Here is a 19,250-nt window from a genome sequence, read left to right as displayed (position 1 = left end):
CGAGACCTGCGATCGTGAGTGGATCGTATACGGTATGCTATCAGCAATCATGGCGGATATTCGGTCTCGAGTCTAGATACGTAGGCGCGAGTCAGGGCTACTTTCGCGAGACAGTTATCGAACCCGACGGCTCGTTATTCACTGCCGGCGTCGAAAAACGTCCGGAGAAGTTCGTGCTGTCCCTTCCGCAAGTGGTTGTGCAGCGTCGGCGAGGAAACACCCATCGCGTCCGCGACCTCCTCGGCGGTGCTCTCTCGCGGCCAGTCGTAGTACCCGCCGAAGTACGCCGCCCGCAGGGCCGATTCCTGTCGATCCGTGAGTCGATCTGCGAGCCCGTTACGGAACTCGGCGGCCGTCTGGACGGTCCGTTCGACCTCTCGTTTGCCGGCGAGTTCGGAGTCCGGAAAGACCGAGCGCAGCCCGTCGACGATCGTCCGGAGATCGGCACCGCCCGCACACTCGGCGGCGATCGTCGCCTCCCCATTCTCGACGACGGACTCGAGAACGGTCACGCCGTACTCGGTGAGCGTCAGCGTCGGACACGAGCCCTCGACGATGAACTCGACGCGCCAGCCGTCCTCGTAGGTTTCGATCAACCGACAGTCGCCGATCCCCGGATCGGACTCGGCCAGTTCGAACACCGTGGCCGGCGAGCCGTCCTGCAGCGTCACGTAGTAGAGCTGCGTCGACTCGGAGACGGGGACGAACGAGTCGATTTCGAACCGGCAATCGAGCTGGGCGGACGCGTCGACGAAGAAAGACTGCTCGTCTCGGCAGACGAACTCGAGTTCGACGACTGTATCCGACAGCAGGAGGTTGCGCCGGCGAACGGCCGCGATGGCGTACCCGACCTGCCGCCCGATCGTCTCGAGCCAGTCGAGTTCGTTCCGGTCGAAGGCGTCCTCGCGGTCTGTGACGACAGAGAGCGTCCCGTAGACGGTGTCCCCGTACGAGACACAAACGCGGGCGAGCGTTCCCTCGACGTACTCCTCGTCGACCCGTCCAGCGACGTCCGTGACGACCGTCCGTTCGGCTGGCGGCTCGCCATCCGACCCGGCCGGCGGCGTCTCACTGGGACCGCCCGCGTCGTCGGGTCTCCCGTCGGAACGGACGGATCGACCGCTCGAGTTCGAGGCCGACTCGCCGTCGAGTCCGCCGGTGTCCGATCCGCGATTGGCGTCGGCCGTCGCGGCTCCATCGCCCCACGTATCGGGACGCAACCGATCGGCTCCTCCAGGACTGATAGCGCTCGAGGTGCGCCAGTTCGTCCGTTTGCCCGTTCGACCCGTCCGATCGATCCAGGCATATCGATAGGCCGGCCCGTCGACGAGGGCGCGACAGCACTCGGTCTCGACCTCGTCGTGGGTCGAGGCCGACAGGAGTCCCTGGGCTACGGCCCGGAATCGACGGGCGACCGCGTCGAATCCCTCGAGTCGATCGTTCCTCGAGCGTTCTGACTCGAGTCGGTCGTGATACGTCGAGATATCGTGGACGAGCAGGCCGAACCCACCGTCTTCCGGCCCTTCGCGGAGGGGAACGATGAGTTCGGTCGCTCGAAAGCGACTCCCGTCCCGGCGGACGAACCAGCTATCGTCCTCGACGGGCGACTCGGACGTCGCCTCGGAGAGTTTACTCTCGAGGGCGGATTCGTCATCGGCATAAAAAGCGGACGCGTGCGTGCCGACGATCTCGCCGGCGTCGAATCCGAGGGTCGACGCGGCGCTTCGGTTCCAGCGTTCGACGTAGCCGTCGGCATCCAGTCTAACGAGCGCACACCGATCGGTCGCGGCCAGTATCGACTTGACGAGGCCATCGTCGTCTCTCACCGCGGTGTTCTCGGTCGATCGGGTTCCGTCCTCGACGGTCTCGAACGCGTTTACGATCGCCTCGTCCGTCGGTTCCGAGAGATACGCCTCGAGCGCTTCGAAGCTCTGCCATCCACCCGCCGTCTTTACCACCCGCGGATCGATCTCGTGGTCGACCAGCGACGATCGCGCGAAGTATCGCCGCAGGTCGCTCGAGGAGACGGACGAGAGCGACTCGTCGTTCGCGCGCTCGCCCGCCCGGTCGGCGACGTCGGCGACGAGCATCTGAAGGCGTCGCGGCGTCACCGAAAAAATCCGATCCGCGTCTCCGATACCGTTGCTCCGAACGTAGCGCTCTAGCTCTCGGCGTATTTCAGTCGGGAGATAGGCGGTCCGCGTCCGCTCGGCTGGGGCCTCCAGACCCGCGTTCGACTCGCTCTCTTCGGGCGGAATCCTGAGTAGGTATCGCGGCGGATCCGTTCCGACTCGATCGATGTCGTCGCTCGAGAGTCGCGCGAGTTCGGCGGGACGAACGCCGACCTCCCCACAGAGCCTGACGACGAGCGCTTCCCGATACGTTTCCGCGGCCTCGAGAAGCCGGTCGTACCGGTCGGCCGTCAGCGTCGGCGAATCGGGCTCCGCGAGCGTCATGCTTCGCGCTTTCTACGACGACGAACATAGTAGTATCGACTCGTTCGCCAGAATCACCTCCTTTTCAATCGATCACTCGATAGCAGCGAATCAGCTCTCGAGTTTCGTTTCGAGGATTCGAGAGAGACGAAACGACCGACACGTTCGGTCCCGTCACTCCCGCGAGGCGGATTGGATTTCGCCGACGATCTCGGGGTTTCGAAGGGCGCTCGTATCGCCCAGTTCCTCGCCGTTCGCCACGTCCTCGAGGAGTCGACGGAGTATCTTGCCCGAACGCGTCTTGGGCAGTTCCGGCGTGAAGACGATCGCTTCCGGCAGCGCCAGCGGGCCGATCGCACTTTCGATGCTCGATTCGATCCGAGAACGGACGGCCGCCTCGTCGTCGACGCGGCGCTCGGTGCTCACGTACGCGTAGATTTCGGTGTCGCTCGAGTCGGCGGTCCGACCGACGACGGCTGCTTCGGCGACGCCGTCGGTGTCCGCGATCGCCCCTTCGATCTCCATCGTGCTCAGCCGGTGACCCGCGAGGTTGATGACGTCGTCGACGCGGCCGAGGACGGTGATGTAGCCGTCCTCGTCGACCCGGGCCGCGTCGCCGCTGAAGTAGACCCACTCGTCGGCCTCGGGATCGGAAAACCGCCGCCAGTACTCCTCGACGAACCGGTCGTCGCCCTCGTAGAGCGTCTTGACCATCCCGGGCCACGGCTGGGCGAGGGTCAGGTAGCCCGCCTGACCTGGCTCGACGGGCTCGCCGCCGGCGCCGACGACTCGAGCGTCGATTCCGGGAAGCGACGGGCCCGCCGCGCCGGGTTTCATCTCGTCGACCCCCGGGAGCGTCGAGACGGCGATCCCGCCGGTTTCGGTCTGCCACCAGGTGTCGACGATTGGGCAGTCTCCGTTGCCGACGTGCTCGTGGTACCACTCCCACGGGCGCGGACTGATCGGCTCGCCGACGCTCCCGAGCAGGCGTAGCGAGGAGAGATCGTGGCGATTCGGATACTCCTCGCCCCACTTCATGAACGCGCGGATAGCCGTCGGCGCGGTATAGAAGACGTCGACCGCGTTCCTGTCGACGATCTCCCAGAGTCGATCGCGGTCGGGATAGTCGGGCGACCCCTCGTAGAGGACGGTGGTCGTCCCGAGCGCGAGCGGGCCGTAGACGATGTAGGAGTGGCCGGTGATCCAGCCGATGTCCGCGGCACACCAGTAGGTGTCCTCCGGTTTGATGTCGAGGACGGCGTGGCTCGTCCAGGCGACGTTCGTCAGGTACCCCCCGGTCGCGTGGACGACGCCTTTCGGTTCGCCCGTCGTCCCGGAGGTGTACATGACGAACAGCATGTCGTCGGCGTCGCGCGAGACCGGCTCGACCGTCTCCCCGTAGAACTCCTCGAGCAACTCGTGATAGTCCCGTTCGTTCTCGCCGAGCACGTGGGGGAGGTCCTCGCCGAGTCGGTCGACGACGACGGTCTCGACGTCCTGATCGAGATCGATCACGGCGTTGTCGGCCTTGCTCTTTTGGTTGAACGCGTCGCCGCGGCGGTAGTAGCCGTCGCAGGTGAGCAGGTACTCCGAACTGGCCGCGTCCATGCGCGTCGACAGCGCGTCGGCCGAGAGCCCGGCGAACACCACCGAGTGGGGCGCGCCGATGCGGGCACAGGCCAGCATCGCGATCGGCAGCTCCGGGATCATCGGCAGGTAGATCGTCACGACGTCGTCTTCCTCGACGCCGAGCGATCGCAACGCAGCGGCACACTCGTTGACCTCGACGTACAGGTCCCGGTAGGTGTAGGTCCGCGTCTCGCCGTGTTTTCCCTCCCAGCGGATCGCGGCGTGGTTCTTCCGCCCCGACTCGACGTGACGGTCGAGGCAGTTGTACGACGCGTTGAGCCGACCGCCATCGAACCAGCGGTAAAAGGGCGCGTCCGCTGTCTCGAGAACGGTGTCGTAGGAACGGTCCCACTCGAGCAACTCGGCCGCCCGTTCCCAACACTCCGGCCAGGTGTCTTCGAACGTCGCGTACACGTCGGCGTCGGAGACGTTCGCCTGCGAAACGAACGAGTCCGGCGGGCTGTGTTGCGGGCCGGTGGGCGCGGACACGTCTCGGTCCCACCCGTTCGGGTCGACCATATCTTGTTCCAATCGACGGACGAGAGACGAATAAACGTTCTGTCGACTTGCGTGTTTCTTGCCGGTTTCGTCGCTCCGCCGGCGAACGCCCTGCGGCGTCGTACTCACCGACCAACCGTCGATCCGACTCAGTCCGTGTGCCGAACGACGTACACGTCGTAGCGCTGGTCGTTCGCGACGGGGCTGCCGACGCTCGAGAGCGGCGCGATGACCGAGCCGGCGTTCTCCGAGCCGATGAAGACGACGGAGGCCTCGAGTTCCCCGGCGACGAGTCGAATCGCGCGGACGACGTCCGTAGTCGCCGTCGCGGTCGGCTCGTCCGAGTCGACCCGTTCGGTTCGGAACGTCGCCGACGGCGCGACCGACAGCGCGCGGTCGCGGATACCGTCGGCGATGGCATCGGCGTCGAACGGCTCGCCTCGAGTGATCCAGCCGCGTTCCTGTGCGTACTCCGCGTCGTCAGGAATCACCGTCAGGACGACGAGTTCCTCGTCTAACATGTCGCTGAACTCGGTCGCCTTCTCGAGCGCGCTGGTCGCCAGCTCCGACCCGTCGTAGGGAGCGAGTAGTGTCATAGTGCGGTAATTCACGACGACGACAGTAAACCTTCGCCCCGACCGGGCCGCCCCCGTGACGCCGTCGGGGCAGATATTAGCTCGAGTCGCCCGCAGCGGCGTCCTCGTCGTCGACGACGAGGACCGGTCGCTCGGAGAGCCGAAGGATCGCATCGACCGTGCTCCCGAGTAGCGCCCGTCGAAACGACGACCGGCCGTGTGAGCCGACGACGACCAGCCCGACGTCGCGTTCGTCGGCGTACGCCAGAATCTCCTCGTGGGGCGGCCCGCTCCGCACCGACGTGGTGACCGACACGCCCGCGTCCGACGCCGCCCGCTCGAGGGCCTCGAGGGAGTCCTGTGCCCGAGCCCGAAGCCGTTCTTCGGCCTCCTCGGGGTCGACGAGGCCGGTATCGTACGCCGTTCGGGTTTCGACGACGGCGACGCCGTACAGCGGGACCTCGAGCGCTCGAGCCAGCGACACGGCGTCTCGCACGGCGGCCGAGGCGTCGTCGCTCCCGTCGGTCCCCACGAGAATCGAGTCGTACATACCCGCAGGGATGGGTGCCACGGTGAAAGAACCATTCCCCGGTCCGTCGATCGGAGAACGCCGTCTTCCAATCGGCGAGCGCCGAGGATTCGTCGACGACTCGACCGCCCTCGTACGCTTTCGAGCGCCCGAAACGCCGTCGATCGAACCGTTTTTGCAACGTCGGCGGGTAGTGGGTTCCGATGGACGTACTGATCGTCGGCGGCGGATCGATGGGGACCTGGTTCGGTAGCGCCGTCGACGCGACGATCGCGTACACGGATATCGATCCCGACGCTGCGGCGGACGCAGCGGCGGCGACGAACGGACGCGTCGCGGATCTCGAGAACGAAGGGGGGTACGACGCCGTCTGTCTCGCCGTCCCGATGGCCCACGTCGGCGAGGCGGTCGCCGAGTACGCGCCGGTCGCAGAGCGGGCGATCCTCGACGTGTCGGGCGTGATGGCGGCTCCGATCGAAGCGATGAACGCCCACGCGAGCGATATCGAGCGCGTCAGTCTCCACCCGCTTTTCGCCCCCGAGCGGGCACCGGGGACGGTCGCGGTCGTTCGCGAAGCGAACGGGCAGACGACCGAGCGGTTGCTCGAGGACCTCACGGCCGCCGGGAACGACCTGCTCGAGACGACGGTCGCGGAACACGACGAGGCCATGGAGACGATTCAGGCACGGACCCACGCGGCGATCCTCGCGTTCGCGCTCGCCGCTCGGGAGGTTCCCGACGGGTTCGAAACGCCGGTCTACGACGGTATCGAGGACCTCGCGAAGACGGTGACGGGCGGAACCCCGCACGTCTACGGGGAGATTCAGCGGACCTTCGACGGCGCGGACGCCGTCGCCGACGCCGCGGCACAGATCGCCGAGGCGGACGGCGAGGAGTTCGAACGGCTGTACGAGTCGATCGCTGAACGGTGGCGCGAGGATACGACGCCGGGGTCGGTTGCGGACAGGGATCGGACCGCCGACGCCGCCGACGCGAGCCACGAGGGAGGCGATCCGGAATGAACGTGAGCGAGCGACGCGAGGCCGTCCGGTCGAACGCGAAGTACCTCCGCAACGTCAGACCGATCGATCCGGAGGAGATCTGCGAGTACGTCGAGGACACGCCCCACCCCGCCGTCGTCCGGCAGGATCTGCGCGAACAGGCGGCGGACCTCGAGTTGTTAGAGCGAGAGGACGGCACCTTCGTCCCCGCCGGCGACGACCCGGTTTCGCCCCGTCGTGGGCCCGTCGAGCGGTTTCCGCCGGCGTACGAAAAGCGGGTGGAGTCGCTTCTGGCGGACCGGTACGGGCCGAACTGGGCCGAGGGCGCGGCGGGCGATCTCCTCCGCTCGACGATCCGCCGGTTCAAAGCGCAGTACCTCGAGGGCGCGCCCGTCGAGTACGACGAAGACGTCGCGGCCGGGTACGCGATCTATCACCTGCCGGGCTACTACGCCGCTACGCAGTACGCCCTCGATTCGCTGGCGGCGCGCGGTTTGCTCGGGCGAAACCTCCGCGTGCTCGATATCGGCGCCGGCGTCGGCGGCCCCGCGCTCGGACTGGCGGACTTCCTGCCCGACGACTCGCTACTCGAGTACCACGCGGTCGAGCCGAGTGCCGCCGCGGCGGACGTGCTCGAGGCACTCCTCGAGGAGACGGGCCGAAACGTCCACACGACGGTGCATCGAACGACCGTCGAGACGTTCGATCCGGCCGCCGCGAGCAGCGAGGCGTTCGATCCGACGCGAGCGGACGACGGCTTCGACCTCGTCGTGATCGCGAACGTCCTGAGCGAACTCGAGGAGCCGGAGACCGTCCTCAGGTCCGCGATGGAGGTACTCGCGCCCGACGGGGCGGTGGTCGCGATTGCCCCGGCGGACAAGCAGACGAGCATCCAGCTTCGCCGGCTCGAGCGGCGGGTCGAAGACGACGCGATCGGAGCGGGAGAGACGCTCGGATGGCGACAGGCGGACCCGTCGAACCGCGAGGGCGAGACGATCACCGTCTACGGGCCCGCCGTTCGGCTCTGGCCGGGCGAACGGCCCTCCGATCGCGGCTGGTCGTTCGACGTCCGGCCCGACCTCGCGGTCCCGACGTTTCAACGACGGCTCGAGGACGCCGCCGACGAAACCGACGAGGCGTACGCGCCCGGCGAGTTCGTCAACGTCGACGTCCAGTTTTCCGCCTCGATTCTGCGACGCGACGGAAAGCGCGAAATCGATCTGTCGCTCGAGTCGGGGTCGTGGGCCAAGATGGCCGAGATGGACCGCCACGTGCCGAACCGGATCGACCTCGTCGCCGCGAAGCTGAGCCACTCGCTGAGCGACGACGAGGGGCGGGGTTCGGCCAATCCCGTCTTCAAGATCAGCGACGGCAGCGAGGACGTCGAGCACTACGCGGTCCTCACGAACGAGACGGCGATGAACCGCGCGCTGATCGAAGCCGACTACGGGGAGGTCTGCTCGTTCGACGGCGCGCTCGCGCTCTGGAACGACGACGAGGGCGCGTACAACCTCGTCGTGGACGAAGAGACCGTCGTCGATCGCCTCGTCTGAGCCGAGTTCCCAAACGGTGGGCTTTTCCTGATTCCCTTCGAGCGAACCGATATGGCCCTCGAGATCCTGCTGACGAACGACGACGGGATCGACAGCCCCGGCATTCGGGCGCTCTACGACGCGCTGTCTGCGGTCGCGAACGTCACCGTCGTCGCGCCCCGTTCCGATCAGAGCGCGGTCGGTCGATCGATCTCCCACGAGGCGGACGTGTTCGATCACGAACTCGGCTACGCGCTCGAGGGGACGCCCTCCGACTGCGTCGTCGCGGGGCTGGCCGAACTCGGTCCGGAACCCGACCTCGTGGTCTCGGGCTGTAACGGCGGCGCGAACCTCGGCGAGTACGTGCTCGGCCGGTCGGGAACGATCAGCGCCGCCGTCGAGGCGGCCTTCTTCGACGTGCCCGCGATCGCGACCTCGCTGTACGTCCCCGCGACCGGTGACCGTTCGTTCGACGAGATCGTCCTCGAGGCCGAGTCGTTCGCAGAGGCGACGCGGATCACGTCCTTTCTGGCCGAGCACGCCCTCGAGACGGCGATCTTCGAGCACGCGGCGTATCTCAACGTCAACGTGCCGATGCCCGACGGCGCGCCGGCGGACGTCGAGATCACCCGCCCGTCGAAACGCTACGAGATGGACGCCACGATGAACGACGGCTCGATTCGACTCCGGGACCGCGTCTGGGAGGAGATGGACCCTGAATCGATCTCCGACCCGCCGGGGACCGACCGCCACGCCATCGTCAACGGACGAATCAGTATCTCGCCGTTGACCGCGCCGCACACGACGAACCACCACGAGACGCTCGAGCACCTCGTCGAGCGCTACCGAAGCCGTCGTCGGTGAGCCGCGACTCGCGGTCACACGGTGGCACGAGACCCGGTATGATTTGTAGCAGGGTCGCGAACGGACGCATATGGCAACGGTCGAAATCGAGTACTGCGTCCCGTGCGGGTTCCTCTCGCGGGCGATCGACGTCCAGCGCGCGCTCTTGACGTCGTTCGGTCAACAACTCGAGTCGGTCACGCTCGAGACGGGTGCCGACGGCGTGTTCGTCGTCCGATGTGACGGCGACGTCGTGTTCGACAAATCGACCGACAGCTACGACGTCGACGATATCGTGCGAGAGGTTCGCACACGTTTGTGACCGCTGACCTGTCGGAACTGACGACCACGTAGTCACCTTGCACGTCGCAAGGCTGGCGGCTTTCGCCGTCCTGGGCGTCACCGTAGACGAGACCGATTACAGCGACGAGGATTACATATGAAACGCGAAAAACACAAGACGACGGGAGAAGTACGCCTGACTACCGAGTATCTCTGTGGAGGGTAATACGTATGCCATTTGATGCGATCTGGACCCGGCTGTCGTCGCTCTGGAAGAGCGGCGAATCCGACGCGAGCACGTCCGAGGGGTCGTCTGCGGACGAGACCGACCGCTCGGCGACCGACGCGGACGAAACGTTGAGCTACGCCGAACAGGTGGAGTACGGCGTCGACGAACGGGAGCTGCCGGACGAGGACAAGGTACTCAGAATGCTCGTCAAGCGCGGCGGCCGCGTCGACGAAAACACCGTCCTCGAGGAGACCGGCTGGACCCAGGAACACCTAATGGACGTCATCGACGACATGGAAAACGACGACGAAGTCAGCGCCGTAAGCGTCGGGCGCAAGCGCGTCATCTGCCGGCGCGGGTTCGAGCCGAAAGGGTACCGATCGCATTTGAACGAGTAAATCGGCTCGAAGCGCCGTTCGAACGGTGTCAGGTCGGTTCGACCGGACCGATAGGCGTGAATTCCGCCCATCCTAGCCGTTGGACCGGATCTCACCGCGTATACTTGCAACTCGAGCAATCGAGCTGATAGTCCCGCTAAAGTGAATTTCGCTCGAGAAACACTGTCGATCGATTTGAACGGTCGGACCGTTACATTACCGCGCGCTCGAGTCGGTGGGGTATGTCACGACAGCCATCGGTAACGAAGACGCTTGGCGTCTGTACCGCGTGTGGCGCCTACCACGCCGTACGAAAATTCGAGGACGGGTCCGTGTACGCGATCGGGTCGCCACAGGGCTGTCACTGCGGTGCGAGCGAGTTTACGATTCCCGACGCGTGACCGGTCGGCTCCCGGACCCCGGGAATAACTGAACACGCTTATACAGCGGAGTTCTCTCGGTAACCCTATGAGCGACCGAACCGCGCGGCTCGAGTACACCCGGTCGACGCTCGAGGAAGCGCCGGCGAGTGAGACGAGTCAGTACGAGACCGCCGACCTCGATGCGGTGGCCCGATCGATCGAGGACCGCCTCGAGTCGAGACTCGAGACGGATCGACTCGACTCGGGGGCAGCCGCCGACGCGGGCCCGGAAGGTATCCGATCCGAACGCTCGCGTTCCGACGGGACGAGGGGCGATACCGACGAGGGAGGGAACGGCACCGACGGCCGAATCTCCGCGGTCCTCGGGACCGACTCGATCGGCTTCCGTTCGTTCGAGTACAAACCCCGCGGTCCACACGGCGCGATGATCATCATGATCGGCCTGTTGGCGGCGTTTCCGACTATCTTCACGTCGCTGTTGCTCTCTGCGTTCGGTTACTATCTCTACCGGACCGAGCGCGAGGGCGAAATCCCGCTGCGACGCTGGGAGACGGTCGACGTCCTCGTAGCAGACGCTGCGGGCGACCGGGACCGCGAATCCGGGTCGCCGAATTCGTCGACAGTCGAGGCGACCGCCGCCGCCGAGTCGTTCGTCGGAGTCGACACCGACCGGCTCGTCGACCTGCCGTGGGCGCACCGAAAGGCGATCGTCATGCGAGTCGAACAGTGGGCCACCGAGGCGACCAGGGACGTCGCGCCCAGAAACGACGACGATGTCTTCTTCGAGTATCTGAGAATGTGGATCAACCGAAGCGCGAGCGCGGACCGCGAGAAAGTCGACTCCCTCCAGACCGAGATCGCTCGCGATCCGGCGGCCCGACGCCATTTCACCGATCGCCTGCTCGAGGACTCGGCCGATATCGAGGCCGACTCGAGCGACCACGCGGAGCTGTTAACTGTACTCGACGTCGACGAGTGACCTCGAGGAGCGCAGTCTTCGAGCGCTTTTCGACGCCGATCCGTGCTCGAGAATAGTTTCGAAACCTCGGCCAGTACCGGTGGTTCAGTGACTCGAGTCACAATACGGGATTCGAACCGAGACCCGGGAACTTGCTCGCCCGCACGAGCGCGGTCAACTTCGAATTGCGTGTCCGTCGTACGACGAACGGAGGCGCGCGCAGGCTGGTGGGTGTGATTCGAACTGCTCGAACGGGTCGCTCCACTTGCCATCATCTTGCTCGAATGTCGAGGTGTCGTTTTCACTCCCCGCAGTTACTTGCAACAAAATGGGCGCGGGCGGGATTCGAACGACGCGAACGGCTCGCTTCGCTCGCCGTTCTCTTATTCGAATCCCGCCATGCCGGTTCGCTCGCCACTTCGTGGCTCGCTGCACGGGCGTGGCGGGATTCGAACCCACGATCAGAAGGTTAGGAACCTCCTGCCCTCTCCGCTAGGCCACACGCCCTGTTCGAGAACCAGGTCAGTTCGACTGTGTTTCCGTCTCCGTGTTGGTATCCGAGTCGGTATCGGTGTCGTCGTCGGAAGTCACGGGCTCCGTATCGACGAAGTTGGATTCCTCGTCCTCCTCGTCGTCTACGTCGTCGTAGGTACCGGTTTCTCGCATCTCCTCGAGTTCAGTTTCGACCTTTTCACGCCCCTTCTGGAATTCGCCCATCGCCTCTCCCGTCGACCGAGCGAGTTTTGGGATCTTGTTCGCTCCGAAGAGCAAAATCGCGATGAAAAGGATGACTAATAGTTCCGTCCCCCCTGGAATGGGAGCAAACAGCGGTGCAGTTTCGAGTGCCATCTCTACGCGTGGCTTATCCGCTGTCAATTATAACCTTTTTGGACCACATAGCTAGGCAACGAGTGGCTGAACGCCCGCGTGAGGGGGCTATACCGTCCGGCGGGGTCTTCGACCACTCGAAGGCGGACCGTAGATGGTACAGTACTGCAATTCGGGCCCGCTCGAGGCGAACCCGATCGAACCGCTGGGTCGCTCCCCGGACTCGTGGGCACCGAATCGGGCGAGCGCGTCGCGGGAGAGTGAAACGTCAGTGCGAGACCGAGAGTGTGGATGGCGAGTCGAGACCAGAGTGCGGTCCCTGATCGGACGTAGCGCGTGACTATCGAGCTCGGACGGGCAGTATCCGCCCCGAACGCGAGTCGTACGCTCGAGTTACGCAACGGGATCGAACACGCGACGAGACTGTCTCGCGAACGAAACTGTCTTTTCGCTCAACGCACTACCTCAAGTGATGCCAGAAACCGGCGACGTTGCACCAGATTTCACGGCACCGCTCGCAAACGGCGATATCGACTCCTTTACGCTCTCGGACCGCCTCGCTGACGAGGCCCCGATCGTCCTCGCGTTCTTCCCCGGCGCGTTCACGGGCGTCTGTACGACCGAGATGTGTACGTTCCAAGACCGCCTCTCGGCGTTCAACGACGTCGACGCGACGGTGTACGGAGTCAGCGTCGACTCCCCGTTCTCGCTCAACGAGTTCCGCGACCAGAACGACCTCGAGTTCGGCCTGCTGAGCGACTTCGAAAAGGAGATCATCGACGACTACGACATTCGCATGGACTTCGACGACCTCGGCGTCCACGGCGTCGCAAAACGCTCCGTCTTCGTGATCAACGGCGACGGCGAAATCACCTACTCGTGGGTGACGGATGATCCGGGCGTCGAACCGGAGTACGCCGAAGTCGAAGACGCGGTCGCCGACGCGTCCTGATCGACGAACTCGAGTCCGATTGGCCGCCAGTTCGACGGTTCCGACTGGCGGAGGGCTTTTTTACTCCGCAGGCGACCACCGCATATGAGCGACGCTTCAGCGACCGAGGACACTCGCCGCGTCTACGTCCCCGACGAGGAGCACCACTTTCCCGACGACAAGTGCAACGAGGTGCTCGAGTTCGTCACGACCGACGAGGAGATTCAGACCTATCTCGAGGCCCAGAACGTCAACGCAGTTGATCGAAAGGGGTACAACGATCACGGCGCGAAACACATCGAGATCGTTCGCAACCGCGCGCTCTGTCTGTACGATCTACTCAAGGCCGGGAGCGTCGAGTTCAACGGGGCGAGCCAGCAGGGCCTCTCCGAAGCCGACGAGTCGGTGATCATCACCCTCGCGGCGACGCTACACGACATTGGGCACGTCGTCCATCGCGACCAACACGCCTACTACTCAATCCCCCTCGCGGCCGACGTCCTCGATCGGGTGTTACCGGAGTTCTACGACCTCGCGGACTGCGTTCGGATGAAAGGCGAGGTCCTCCACGCGATCATCTGTCATCACACCGCCGAAACGCCGCTGACGACCGAGGGCGGGATCATCCGCGTCGCGGACGCACTGGACATGGAACGCGGTCGATCGCGGATCCCCTACGAACAGGGCGGGCGCGGGATCAACACGCTCTCGAGTCAGGCGATCAACCGCGTGTCGTTACACGAGGGCGAGAGTCGACCGGTCATGGTCGAGATCGAGATGACGAACGCCGCCGGCGTCTATCAGGTCGACAACCTCCTGAAAGCGAAGCTTCGCGGATCGGGTCTCGAGGACGAGATCCGTATCGTCGCCGTCAACACGAACGAGAATCGCGATCAGCTCGTTGAACGGATCGAACTGTAGTCAGCGAGCGCCGCGAGTCAGTATCGGCACTTCGCTCGAGGCGCTGTCAAAGCACCTACGCGAGTTCGTATCGGCCGTCCCGTCGCTCGAGATACCCGCGCTCTTGAAGGGTTCCCGCGATCGAGAGGACGGTCCCCTTCGTGACTTCGAGATCGTCACAGAGGTCGTCAGCAGTCGCGCCGCCGGTCGCAGCGAGATAGAGATAGACGAGTTTGGCCCGCGCGGAGTCGAGATCGGTCGGGATCGACGCGTCGAGAGTCGTCGTCGCTGAGCGTGTCATACTCGATGCTGTCTGTTTCGACGATAATAAATCTACACTACAACGATCGTCGAAAACAGGCGGGGAAAACGGGCGACTGCGACGTGTCGTAACGGAATTCGTCGGTCGTCGATATGAGCCACGTCGCCGGACGCCTGCCTGCGCAACCGATTTCGGGAATCGTCGAATCGATGTGCACTGTTACCGGGTATCAGATGTTCTACGGCCGGGAGAGTCAGACGGACCGATTTTTGTACACCGATTTGGGAGTAAGAGGTGAATGTCGACCCAACTCACTGTCATCGCACTCCTGGTCGGGGTGGCGACCGGCGCGCTGTTCCGATTTCTCAACGTCCCGATTCCGGCTCCGCCGGAGCTCCCCGGAATAATGGGCATCGTCGGGATCTACGTCGGGTACAAGGTCATCGAGCATCTCGGCGTCGGCGTGGACATGGTAGAGGCCATCGGCTGGTAAGAAGCGATCGGACCCAAACCCAACCCGAGACGGAACGCCGCGTTCTCGAGACGGGAGTACCCACCTGTGCGGCGGGGTAGAGTTACGAAAACGAGTTCGAATTCAGTAGCTGCGCTCTTTGGGCTCGTAGGTTTTGTCCTCGCCCTCGAGGAGGACCGGCCGGTACCAGATCGACGGCTTGCCGCCGTTCCAGGAGACCAGCGTGTGTTTGAGCCAGTTCTCGTCGTCGCGGATCTGGTTTTCCTGTCGCCAGTGGGCACCGCGGAACTCGTTGCGGACGAGCGCGCCGAGTGCGATCGTCTCGGCCACGTCGATCAAGTTCCGGGTCTCGTAGGTCATCTGGAGGTCGGTGTTGAACGTCGTCGAGGGGTCTGCGACGTAGACGTCGCGGTACTCCTCCCGGCACTCGCGGATGATCTCGAGAGCCTGCTTGATCCCCTCTTCGGTCCGGAAGACGTTGACGTAGTCGGTCATCGCCTTCTGGAGCTTCGAGCGGATTTCGGCGTGCTGGACGCCCTCGTCTTTGTTCATCAGTCGGTCGATGCGCTCGGACTCGGTTTCGACGGCTCGCTCGAGCACTCCGTCGGCGTCGGCGACCTGCCCGGAGCCGTCGGCCGCGACGTCGTCGCCCGCCGGCTCGAGACCGGCCGAACCCGGCTGGACCGGGAACTCGGTGTCGTCTTCGTCCTCGACGGAATCGGTGTAGCCGGTTTCGATCTCGGCCTCGCCGAGGTCGCCGCCCGCGGCGTGATAGCCCGCTCGTTTGCCGAAGACGATGAGCTCCGGGAGCGCGTTTCCGCCGAGGCGGTTCGCGCCGTGGACGGACACGCAGGCACACTCGCCGGCCGCGTAGAGCCCGTCGACGCAGGTCGCACCGTTTTCGTCCGTCTCGATGCCGCCCATCGCGTAGTGCTGGCCGGGTTTGACCGGCATCGGCTCGACCAGACCGTCGGCGCCCTCGAAGTCCTCCGCCAGGTGGAGGATGTTCTCGAGTCGATCGAGAATTCGCTCCTCGCCGAGGTGGCGCATATCGAGGTGGACGTACTCGTCTTCGACGCCTCGCCCTTCGCTGACTTCCGTCAGTTCGGCCCGCGCGACGACGTCTCGAGAGGCGAGTTCGCCGTCGTTGTTCGCGTAGCCGTACTCGAACATGAACCGCTCGCCCTCGTCGTTGTAGAGGATGCCGCCCTCGCCGCGGACACCTTCTGAGAGTAACACGCCGGTCGAGGGGAGCGTCGTCGGGTGGAACTGGATGAACTCCATGTCCTCGAGCGGCACGCCCGCGCGATAGGCCATCGCGTGGCCGTCGCCCGTACAGGAGACGGCGTTGGTCGTGTGATCGAACGCCTGTCCGGGGCCGCCGGTCGCGAGGATCACGCCGTCGTTCGCTTTGAATCCCTCGACTTGCCCCGACTGGACGTCGTAGGCGACGACGCCGTGGCAGGTCCGATCGTTCGGATCGGGTTCGTCGGAGGTCGCGAGGTTCATCACGTACCACTCGTCGTAGACCTGAATGCCGCGTTTGACGACCTGCTCGTACATCGTGTGCAGCAGGTGGTGGCCGGTCTCCGCGCCGGCGTAGGTCGTCCGCGGGAAGGAGAGGCCACCGAACGGTCGCTGTGAGACGCGGCCGTCGTCCTCTCGAGAGAAGGGCATCCCCCAGTGCTCTAAGGAGATCGTCTCCTCGGGGGCGTCCTGGGCCAGCGTTTCGACCGCCGGCGCGTCGCCGAGGTAGTCAGAGCCCTTCATCGTGTCGTAGGCGTGGAGTTCCCAGTCGTCGCCCTCGCGGAGTGCGGCGTTGATACCGCCCTCCGCCGCGCCGGTGTGGCTTCGAACCGGGTGTAGCTTCGTGACCATCGCCACGTCCGCTCCCGCCTCGTGCGCCGCGACCGCTGCCCTGAGGCCGGCACCGCCCGCGCCGACCACGATTACGTCGTGTTCGTACATAGTTTACCAGAATTTCAGGTTCTTCTTGACTGCCTCACGTTTGAGCTCCTGAATGTGCTCCGTGAGGGGGATGTCTTTCGGACAGACATCGGTACAGGAGAACTGGGTCTGACAGCGCCAGACGCCGTGTTCCTGCTCTAGGATCCGAAGTCGGTGCTCTTTGATTTCCTCGTCCTCGCGTTCGTCCATCGCGAACTTGTACGCTTTGTTGATCGCCGCCGGACCGAGGTACTGGTTGTCGCCGGCCGCGATGTTACACGAGGACATACACGCGCCACACCAGATACAGCGCGTGGACATCTTTACCTTCTCGCGGTTCTCGCGGTCCTGTCGTTGCTCCTCGAGTTCGCCCTCGGGGAGGTCTTCCTGCTGGAAGTACGGCTCGACGGCGTGCATCTGGTCGTAGAAGTGGTCCATGTCGACGACCAGGTCCTTGACGACCTCCTGGTGGGGAAGCGGTTCGACGCGGATCGGCTGCTGGAGCGACGAGATCTGAGTTTTACAGCCCAGTCGCTGCGAGCCGTTGATGAAGAAGGCGTCCGATCCGCAGATCGCCTGCCGACAGGAGTGTCGGAAGGTAAGCGACGAGTCGAACTCGTCGCGCGCGAAGATCAACGCGTCGAGGACGGTCATCCCCTTCTCGAAGGGGACGTGGAACTCGTCGAATCGCGGCTCCTGTTTGCCGCTCACCTCGGGGTCGTACCGGAACACCTTCAGGTGAATCGACTCGCCCTCAACGTCGGATTCGTCGACCGATTCGGCTTCGGCCAGTCCCTGTTCTTTCTTCTCGAGTCGCTCCTGCTGGGGCGACTCGGCCCCTTTCATCTCGGGGTCCGCCGGTGCTTCCTGCGTGTCGGGTTGTTCTTGCTGTTGTGTGCTCATGAAATGCTCCCTCCCGCCATGACGATCGCGACGTAGATACCCTGTGCGACGAGTGCGAGCCCCGAGAGCGTGAGAATAGCCAGGACGACTTTCTTCGGGGTTCCGGAGAGTCCCTGGTTGACGAGCGCGTTGTAGATACCGTTAACGCCGTGGAACGCGGCCGTGATCAGGAACAGCACCATCGCGAGGAAGTACCCTGGGTTTTCCATTCGCGCCTGAGTCCCCGCGAAGGTGACTTCGGCGGCGTGTGTCACGAAGTGCAACTGGAAGAAGTGAAACGCCAGTACGACGACCAGAAACGCGGCGGTGATCCGCTGGAGGAGCCAGCCGGTCCCGCCGGGCGTGAACGAGGAATAACGCTCCGCCATCAGAAGCCCACCCCCGAGAGGAACGTCGGAACGCTCGCGACGGTGATCGCTCCCGTCAGAACCAGCGAAGCGTAGAAACTCTTGTTCTGGGACTCGAGGCCGATCCCGAGATCGACCATCAGCAGTCGCACGCCGTTTAAGATGTGAAAGACTGCGACCGCGAGGAGTCCGACCTCGAGGACGCGAACGATAAAGAGTCCCTCGAGGCCCTGAATCGTGCCCGTAAACACGTTCACCTCTTCACCGCCGACCATCATCATCTGTCCGTTCGCCGCACCGATTGCTGTGCTCAACACGGCGATGTGGGTAAACAGGTAGCCGATTAGCATCCACCCGGTGAATTTGTGGAAAATCCACGCCCACATCCCAGCCGAGAACTCCTTCCACCGGCCGAAGTCCTCGATGAGACCGCGATTGTAAGACTGACTCATACACTCATGTGGTGGGTTAGCCCGCGGGGGTATAGAAGTTACTTCTTGGATTCGAAGTCGAGCGACGAAACCGGAAAAATACAACTCACAGCGGAGTGAATCGGGGATGAACTGTTCTCGGAACCCGAATCTACAGGAACATTCACTCTATTGTATTGACACTTGTCCCGGTCTATTGGGGAGACGCCACGCTCGACGGTCTGGCGTAGACCACGTCCAGTAAGGGAGCATGTCGTAGAAAAGGCCGGGGGAGGCCTTTTCGACATATATCAGTTCGGGGTATGGGAACGTCGGTAACGAGTACCGTTCGGCAAAGATGCCTATCCCTCCCTGCCCCATTTCGTTGTTTAGAGAAGAACTATTTTAAAGTTCTTGCCAATTGCCGCTCAACTTCGCCGCGCCGACGATACCGACGAGCACCTAATCGGCGAGACGCCGAGTTTCACGCCGCTCAGTACGGAGTGTCGACCTTGCAAGCGAATTTTTCGCCGCATTCGGAGCACACCGCGGATTTCGAGAAGTCACTCGTGACCGACGGCGGCTTCTTTCGTGTTCGAAGTACAGTCCAATCGATGTCGACCGAGACGTCCTCAGAGCAGTGTGGACAATTCGCTTCCTGAGCCATACCGCCGAGTCACGTTCTACTGTTTTTCATGTTTTGGCCGACGTGTCAGCCGGTCTTAGTCTCAATTCTCGTCGATCCGTCTGGTTTCGACCCACGCACCGACACCGACCAACAGGAATACGGCGATCACCGAGACGTACAGAACGACTTCGACTCGGCCGGCGAGGTCCCGCTGGAGCGCCTCCACGATGGCCAGTTCCCAGCCGACGAGCAGTACGAGCAGTCCGGTGGCCGCGATCAGGAGAATCAGGAACCGGTCGCTTCGTTCGCTCATACCCGTGGTGTCGTGATCGCCGTCGATAAACGACCGAC

General features: G+C 64.0%; 21 protein-coding genes and 1 tRNA gene. 10 read left to right on the top strand and 12 right to left on the bottom strand.

Annotated elements, in window-relative coordinates; translation table 11 throughout:
* Window positions 1–134 precede the first annotated feature (134 nt).
* The 4 genes from BM348_RS12105 to BM348_RS12090 form a co-directional block, all read right to left on the bottom strand.
* A complete protein-coding gene (locus tag BM348_RS12105) occupies window positions 135–2,456 on the bottom strand; it encodes a bacterio-opsin activator domain-containing protein (RefSeq protein WP_092905059.1) in 2,322 nt (773 codons plus the stop codon).
* A 153-nt stretch (window positions 2,457–2,609) separates the two neighbouring features.
* Window positions 2,610–4,583 (bottom strand): acetate--CoA ligase, encoded by a 1,974-nt coding sequence (acs, locus tag BM348_RS12100; RefSeq protein ID WP_092905568.1) that lies wholly within the window; start codon window positions 4,581–4,583, stop codon window positions 2,610–2,612.
* A gap of 128 nt (window positions 4,584–4,711) precedes the next feature.
* The gene (locus BM348_RS12095) at window positions 4,712–5,158 is read right to left on the bottom strand and encodes a universal stress protein (protein ID WP_092905058.1); all 447 of its coding nucleotides are present in this window, start codon (window positions 5,156–5,158) and stop codon (window positions 4,712–4,714) included.
* Between the two features lie 76 nt (window positions 5,159–5,234).
* Complete coding sequence (locus tag BM348_RS12090) at window positions 5,235–5,687, bottom strand: universal stress protein (protein WP_092905057.1); 453 nt, start codon at window positions 5,685–5,687, stop codon at window positions 5,235–5,237.
* Window positions 5,688–5,869: 182 nt separating this feature from the next.
* On the opposite strand from BM348_RS12090, the gene BM348_RS12085 reads away from it, so the two are divergent.
* From BM348_RS12085 to BM348_RS12060, 7 genes are all read left to right on the top strand, one after another.
* Entirely contained in the window at window positions 5,870–6,688 is an 819-nt protein-coding gene (locus tag BM348_RS12085) for a prephenate dehydrogenase/arogenate dehydrogenase family protein (protein WP_092905056.1), read from the top strand.
* 2 nt (window positions 6,689–6,690) lie between these two features.
* Entirely contained in the window at window positions 6,691–8,220 is a 1,530-nt protein-coding gene (locus BM348_RS12080; RefSeq protein ID WP_092905566.1) for a small ribosomal subunit Rsm22 family protein, read from the top strand.
* A 51-nt stretch (window positions 8,221–8,271) separates the two neighbouring features.
* On the top strand, window positions 8,272–9,063 hold the full coding sequence (surE, locus tag BM348_RS12075; protein WP_092905055.1) for a 5'/3'-nucleotidase SurE: 792 nt from the start codon (window positions 8,272–8,274) through the stop codon (window positions 9,061–9,063).
* Window positions 9,064–9,133: 70 nt separating this feature from the next.
* Entirely contained in the window at window positions 9,134–9,364 is a 231-nt protein-coding gene (locus tag BM348_RS12070; RefSeq protein ID WP_092905054.1) for a SelT/SelW/SelH family protein, read from the top strand.
* Window positions 9,365–9,555: 191 nt separating this feature from the next.
* A complete protein-coding gene (locus BM348_RS12065) occupies window positions 9,556–9,951 on the top strand; it encodes a helix-turn-helix transcriptional regulator (protein WP_092905053.1) in 396 nt (131 codons plus the stop codon).
* Between the two features lie 221 nt (window positions 9,952–10,172).
* On the top strand, window positions 10,173–10,331 hold the full coding sequence (locus BM348_RS21360) for a hypothetical protein (protein WP_175507172.1): 159 nt from the start codon (window positions 10,173–10,175) through the stop codon (window positions 10,329–10,331).
* Window positions 10,332–10,398: 67 nt separating this feature from the next.
* Window positions 10,399–11,292: a hypothetical protein gene (locus tag BM348_RS12060; protein WP_092905052.1), complete on the top strand. Its 894-nt coding sequence runs from the start codon at window positions 10,399–10,401 to the stop codon at window positions 11,290–11,292.
* Window positions 11,293–11,705: 413 nt separating this feature from the next.
* On the opposite strand, the gene BM348_RS12055 is transcribed toward BM348_RS12060, so the two are convergent.
* A tRNA-Arg gene (locus BM348_RS12055) sits at window positions 11,706–11,778 on the bottom strand.
* Window positions 11,779–11,793: 15 nt separating this feature from the next.
* Entirely contained in the window at window positions 11,794–12,120 is a 327-nt protein-coding gene (locus BM348_RS12050) for a Sec-independent protein translocase subunit TatA/TatB (protein WP_092905051.1), read from the bottom strand.
* 451 nt (window positions 12,121–12,571) lie between these two features.
* On the opposite strand from BM348_RS12050, the gene BM348_RS12045 reads away from it, so the two are divergent.
* The gene (locus BM348_RS12045; protein WP_092905050.1) at window positions 12,572–13,051 is read left to right on the top strand and encodes a redoxin domain-containing protein; all 480 of its coding nucleotides are present in this window, start codon (window positions 12,572–12,574) and stop codon (window positions 13,049–13,051) included.
* An 84-nt stretch (window positions 13,052–13,135) separates the two neighbouring features.
* The gene (locus BM348_RS12040; RefSeq protein WP_092905049.1) at window positions 13,136–13,951 is read left to right on the top strand and encodes an HD domain-containing protein; all 816 of its coding nucleotides are present in this window, start codon (window positions 13,136–13,138) and stop codon (window positions 13,949–13,951) included.
* Window positions 13,952–14,006: 55 nt separating this feature from the next.
* On the opposite strand, the gene BM348_RS12035 is transcribed toward BM348_RS12040, so the two are convergent.
* The gene (locus BM348_RS12035; protein ID WP_092905048.1) at window positions 14,007–14,231 is read right to left on the bottom strand and encodes a MarR family transcriptional regulator; all 225 of its coding nucleotides are present in this window, start codon (window positions 14,229–14,231) and stop codon (window positions 14,007–14,009) included.
* Window positions 14,232–14,490: 259 nt separating this feature from the next.
* Here BM348_RS12035 and BM348_RS12030 point away from each other — a divergent pair, with 259 nt between their 5' ends.
* A complete protein-coding gene (locus BM348_RS12030) occupies window positions 14,491–14,685 on the top strand; it encodes a XapX domain-containing protein (RefSeq protein WP_092905047.1) in 195 nt (64 codons plus the stop codon).
* 102 nt (window positions 14,686–14,787) lie between these two features.
* Here BM348_RS12030 and BM348_RS12025 read toward each other — a convergent pair whose 3' ends face one another.
* From BM348_RS12025 to BM348_RS12005, 5 genes are all read right to left on the bottom strand, one after another.
* Window positions 14,788–16,632, bottom strand: a complete 1,845-nt coding sequence (locus tag BM348_RS12025) for an FAD-binding protein (RefSeq protein WP_092905046.1) — start codon at window positions 16,630–16,632, stop codon at window positions 14,788–14,790.
* 3 nt (window positions 16,633–16,635) lie between these two features.
* On the bottom strand, window positions 16,636–17,514 hold the full coding sequence (locus tag BM348_RS12020; RefSeq protein ID WP_092905045.1) for a succinate dehydrogenase/fumarate reductase iron-sulfur subunit: 879 nt from the start codon (window positions 17,512–17,514) through the stop codon (window positions 16,636–16,638).
* On the bottom strand, window positions 17,511–17,882 hold the full coding sequence (locus tag BM348_RS12015; protein WP_050049961.1) for a succinate dehydrogenase: 372 nt from the start codon (window positions 17,880–17,882) through the stop codon (window positions 17,511–17,513). Before BM348_RS12015 ends, BM348_RS12020 begins: the two co-directional genes overlap by 4 nt.
* Complete coding sequence (gene sdhC / locus BM348_RS12010; RefSeq protein ID WP_092905044.1) at window positions 17,882–18,313, bottom strand: succinate dehydrogenase, cytochrome b556 subunit; 432 nt, start codon at window positions 18,311–18,313, stop codon at window positions 17,882–17,884. Before sdhC ends, BM348_RS12015 begins: the two co-directional genes overlap by 1 nt.
* 686 nt (window positions 18,314–18,999) lie before the next feature.
* On the bottom strand, window positions 19,000–19,212 hold the full coding sequence (locus tag BM348_RS12005) for a hypothetical protein (RefSeq protein WP_092905043.1): 213 nt from the start codon (window positions 19,210–19,212) through the stop codon (window positions 19,000–19,002).
* Window positions 19,213–19,250: the final 38 nt, after the last annotated feature.

Source organism: Halostagnicola kamekurae (assembly GCF_900116205.1).
Lineage (GTDB): Archaea > Halobacteriota > Halobacteria > Halobacteriales > Natrialbaceae > Halostagnicola > Halostagnicola kamekurae.
The sequence above is the reverse complement of the archived record's forward strand: the minus strand, read 5'-3'. Positions and strand labels throughout refer to the sequence as shown.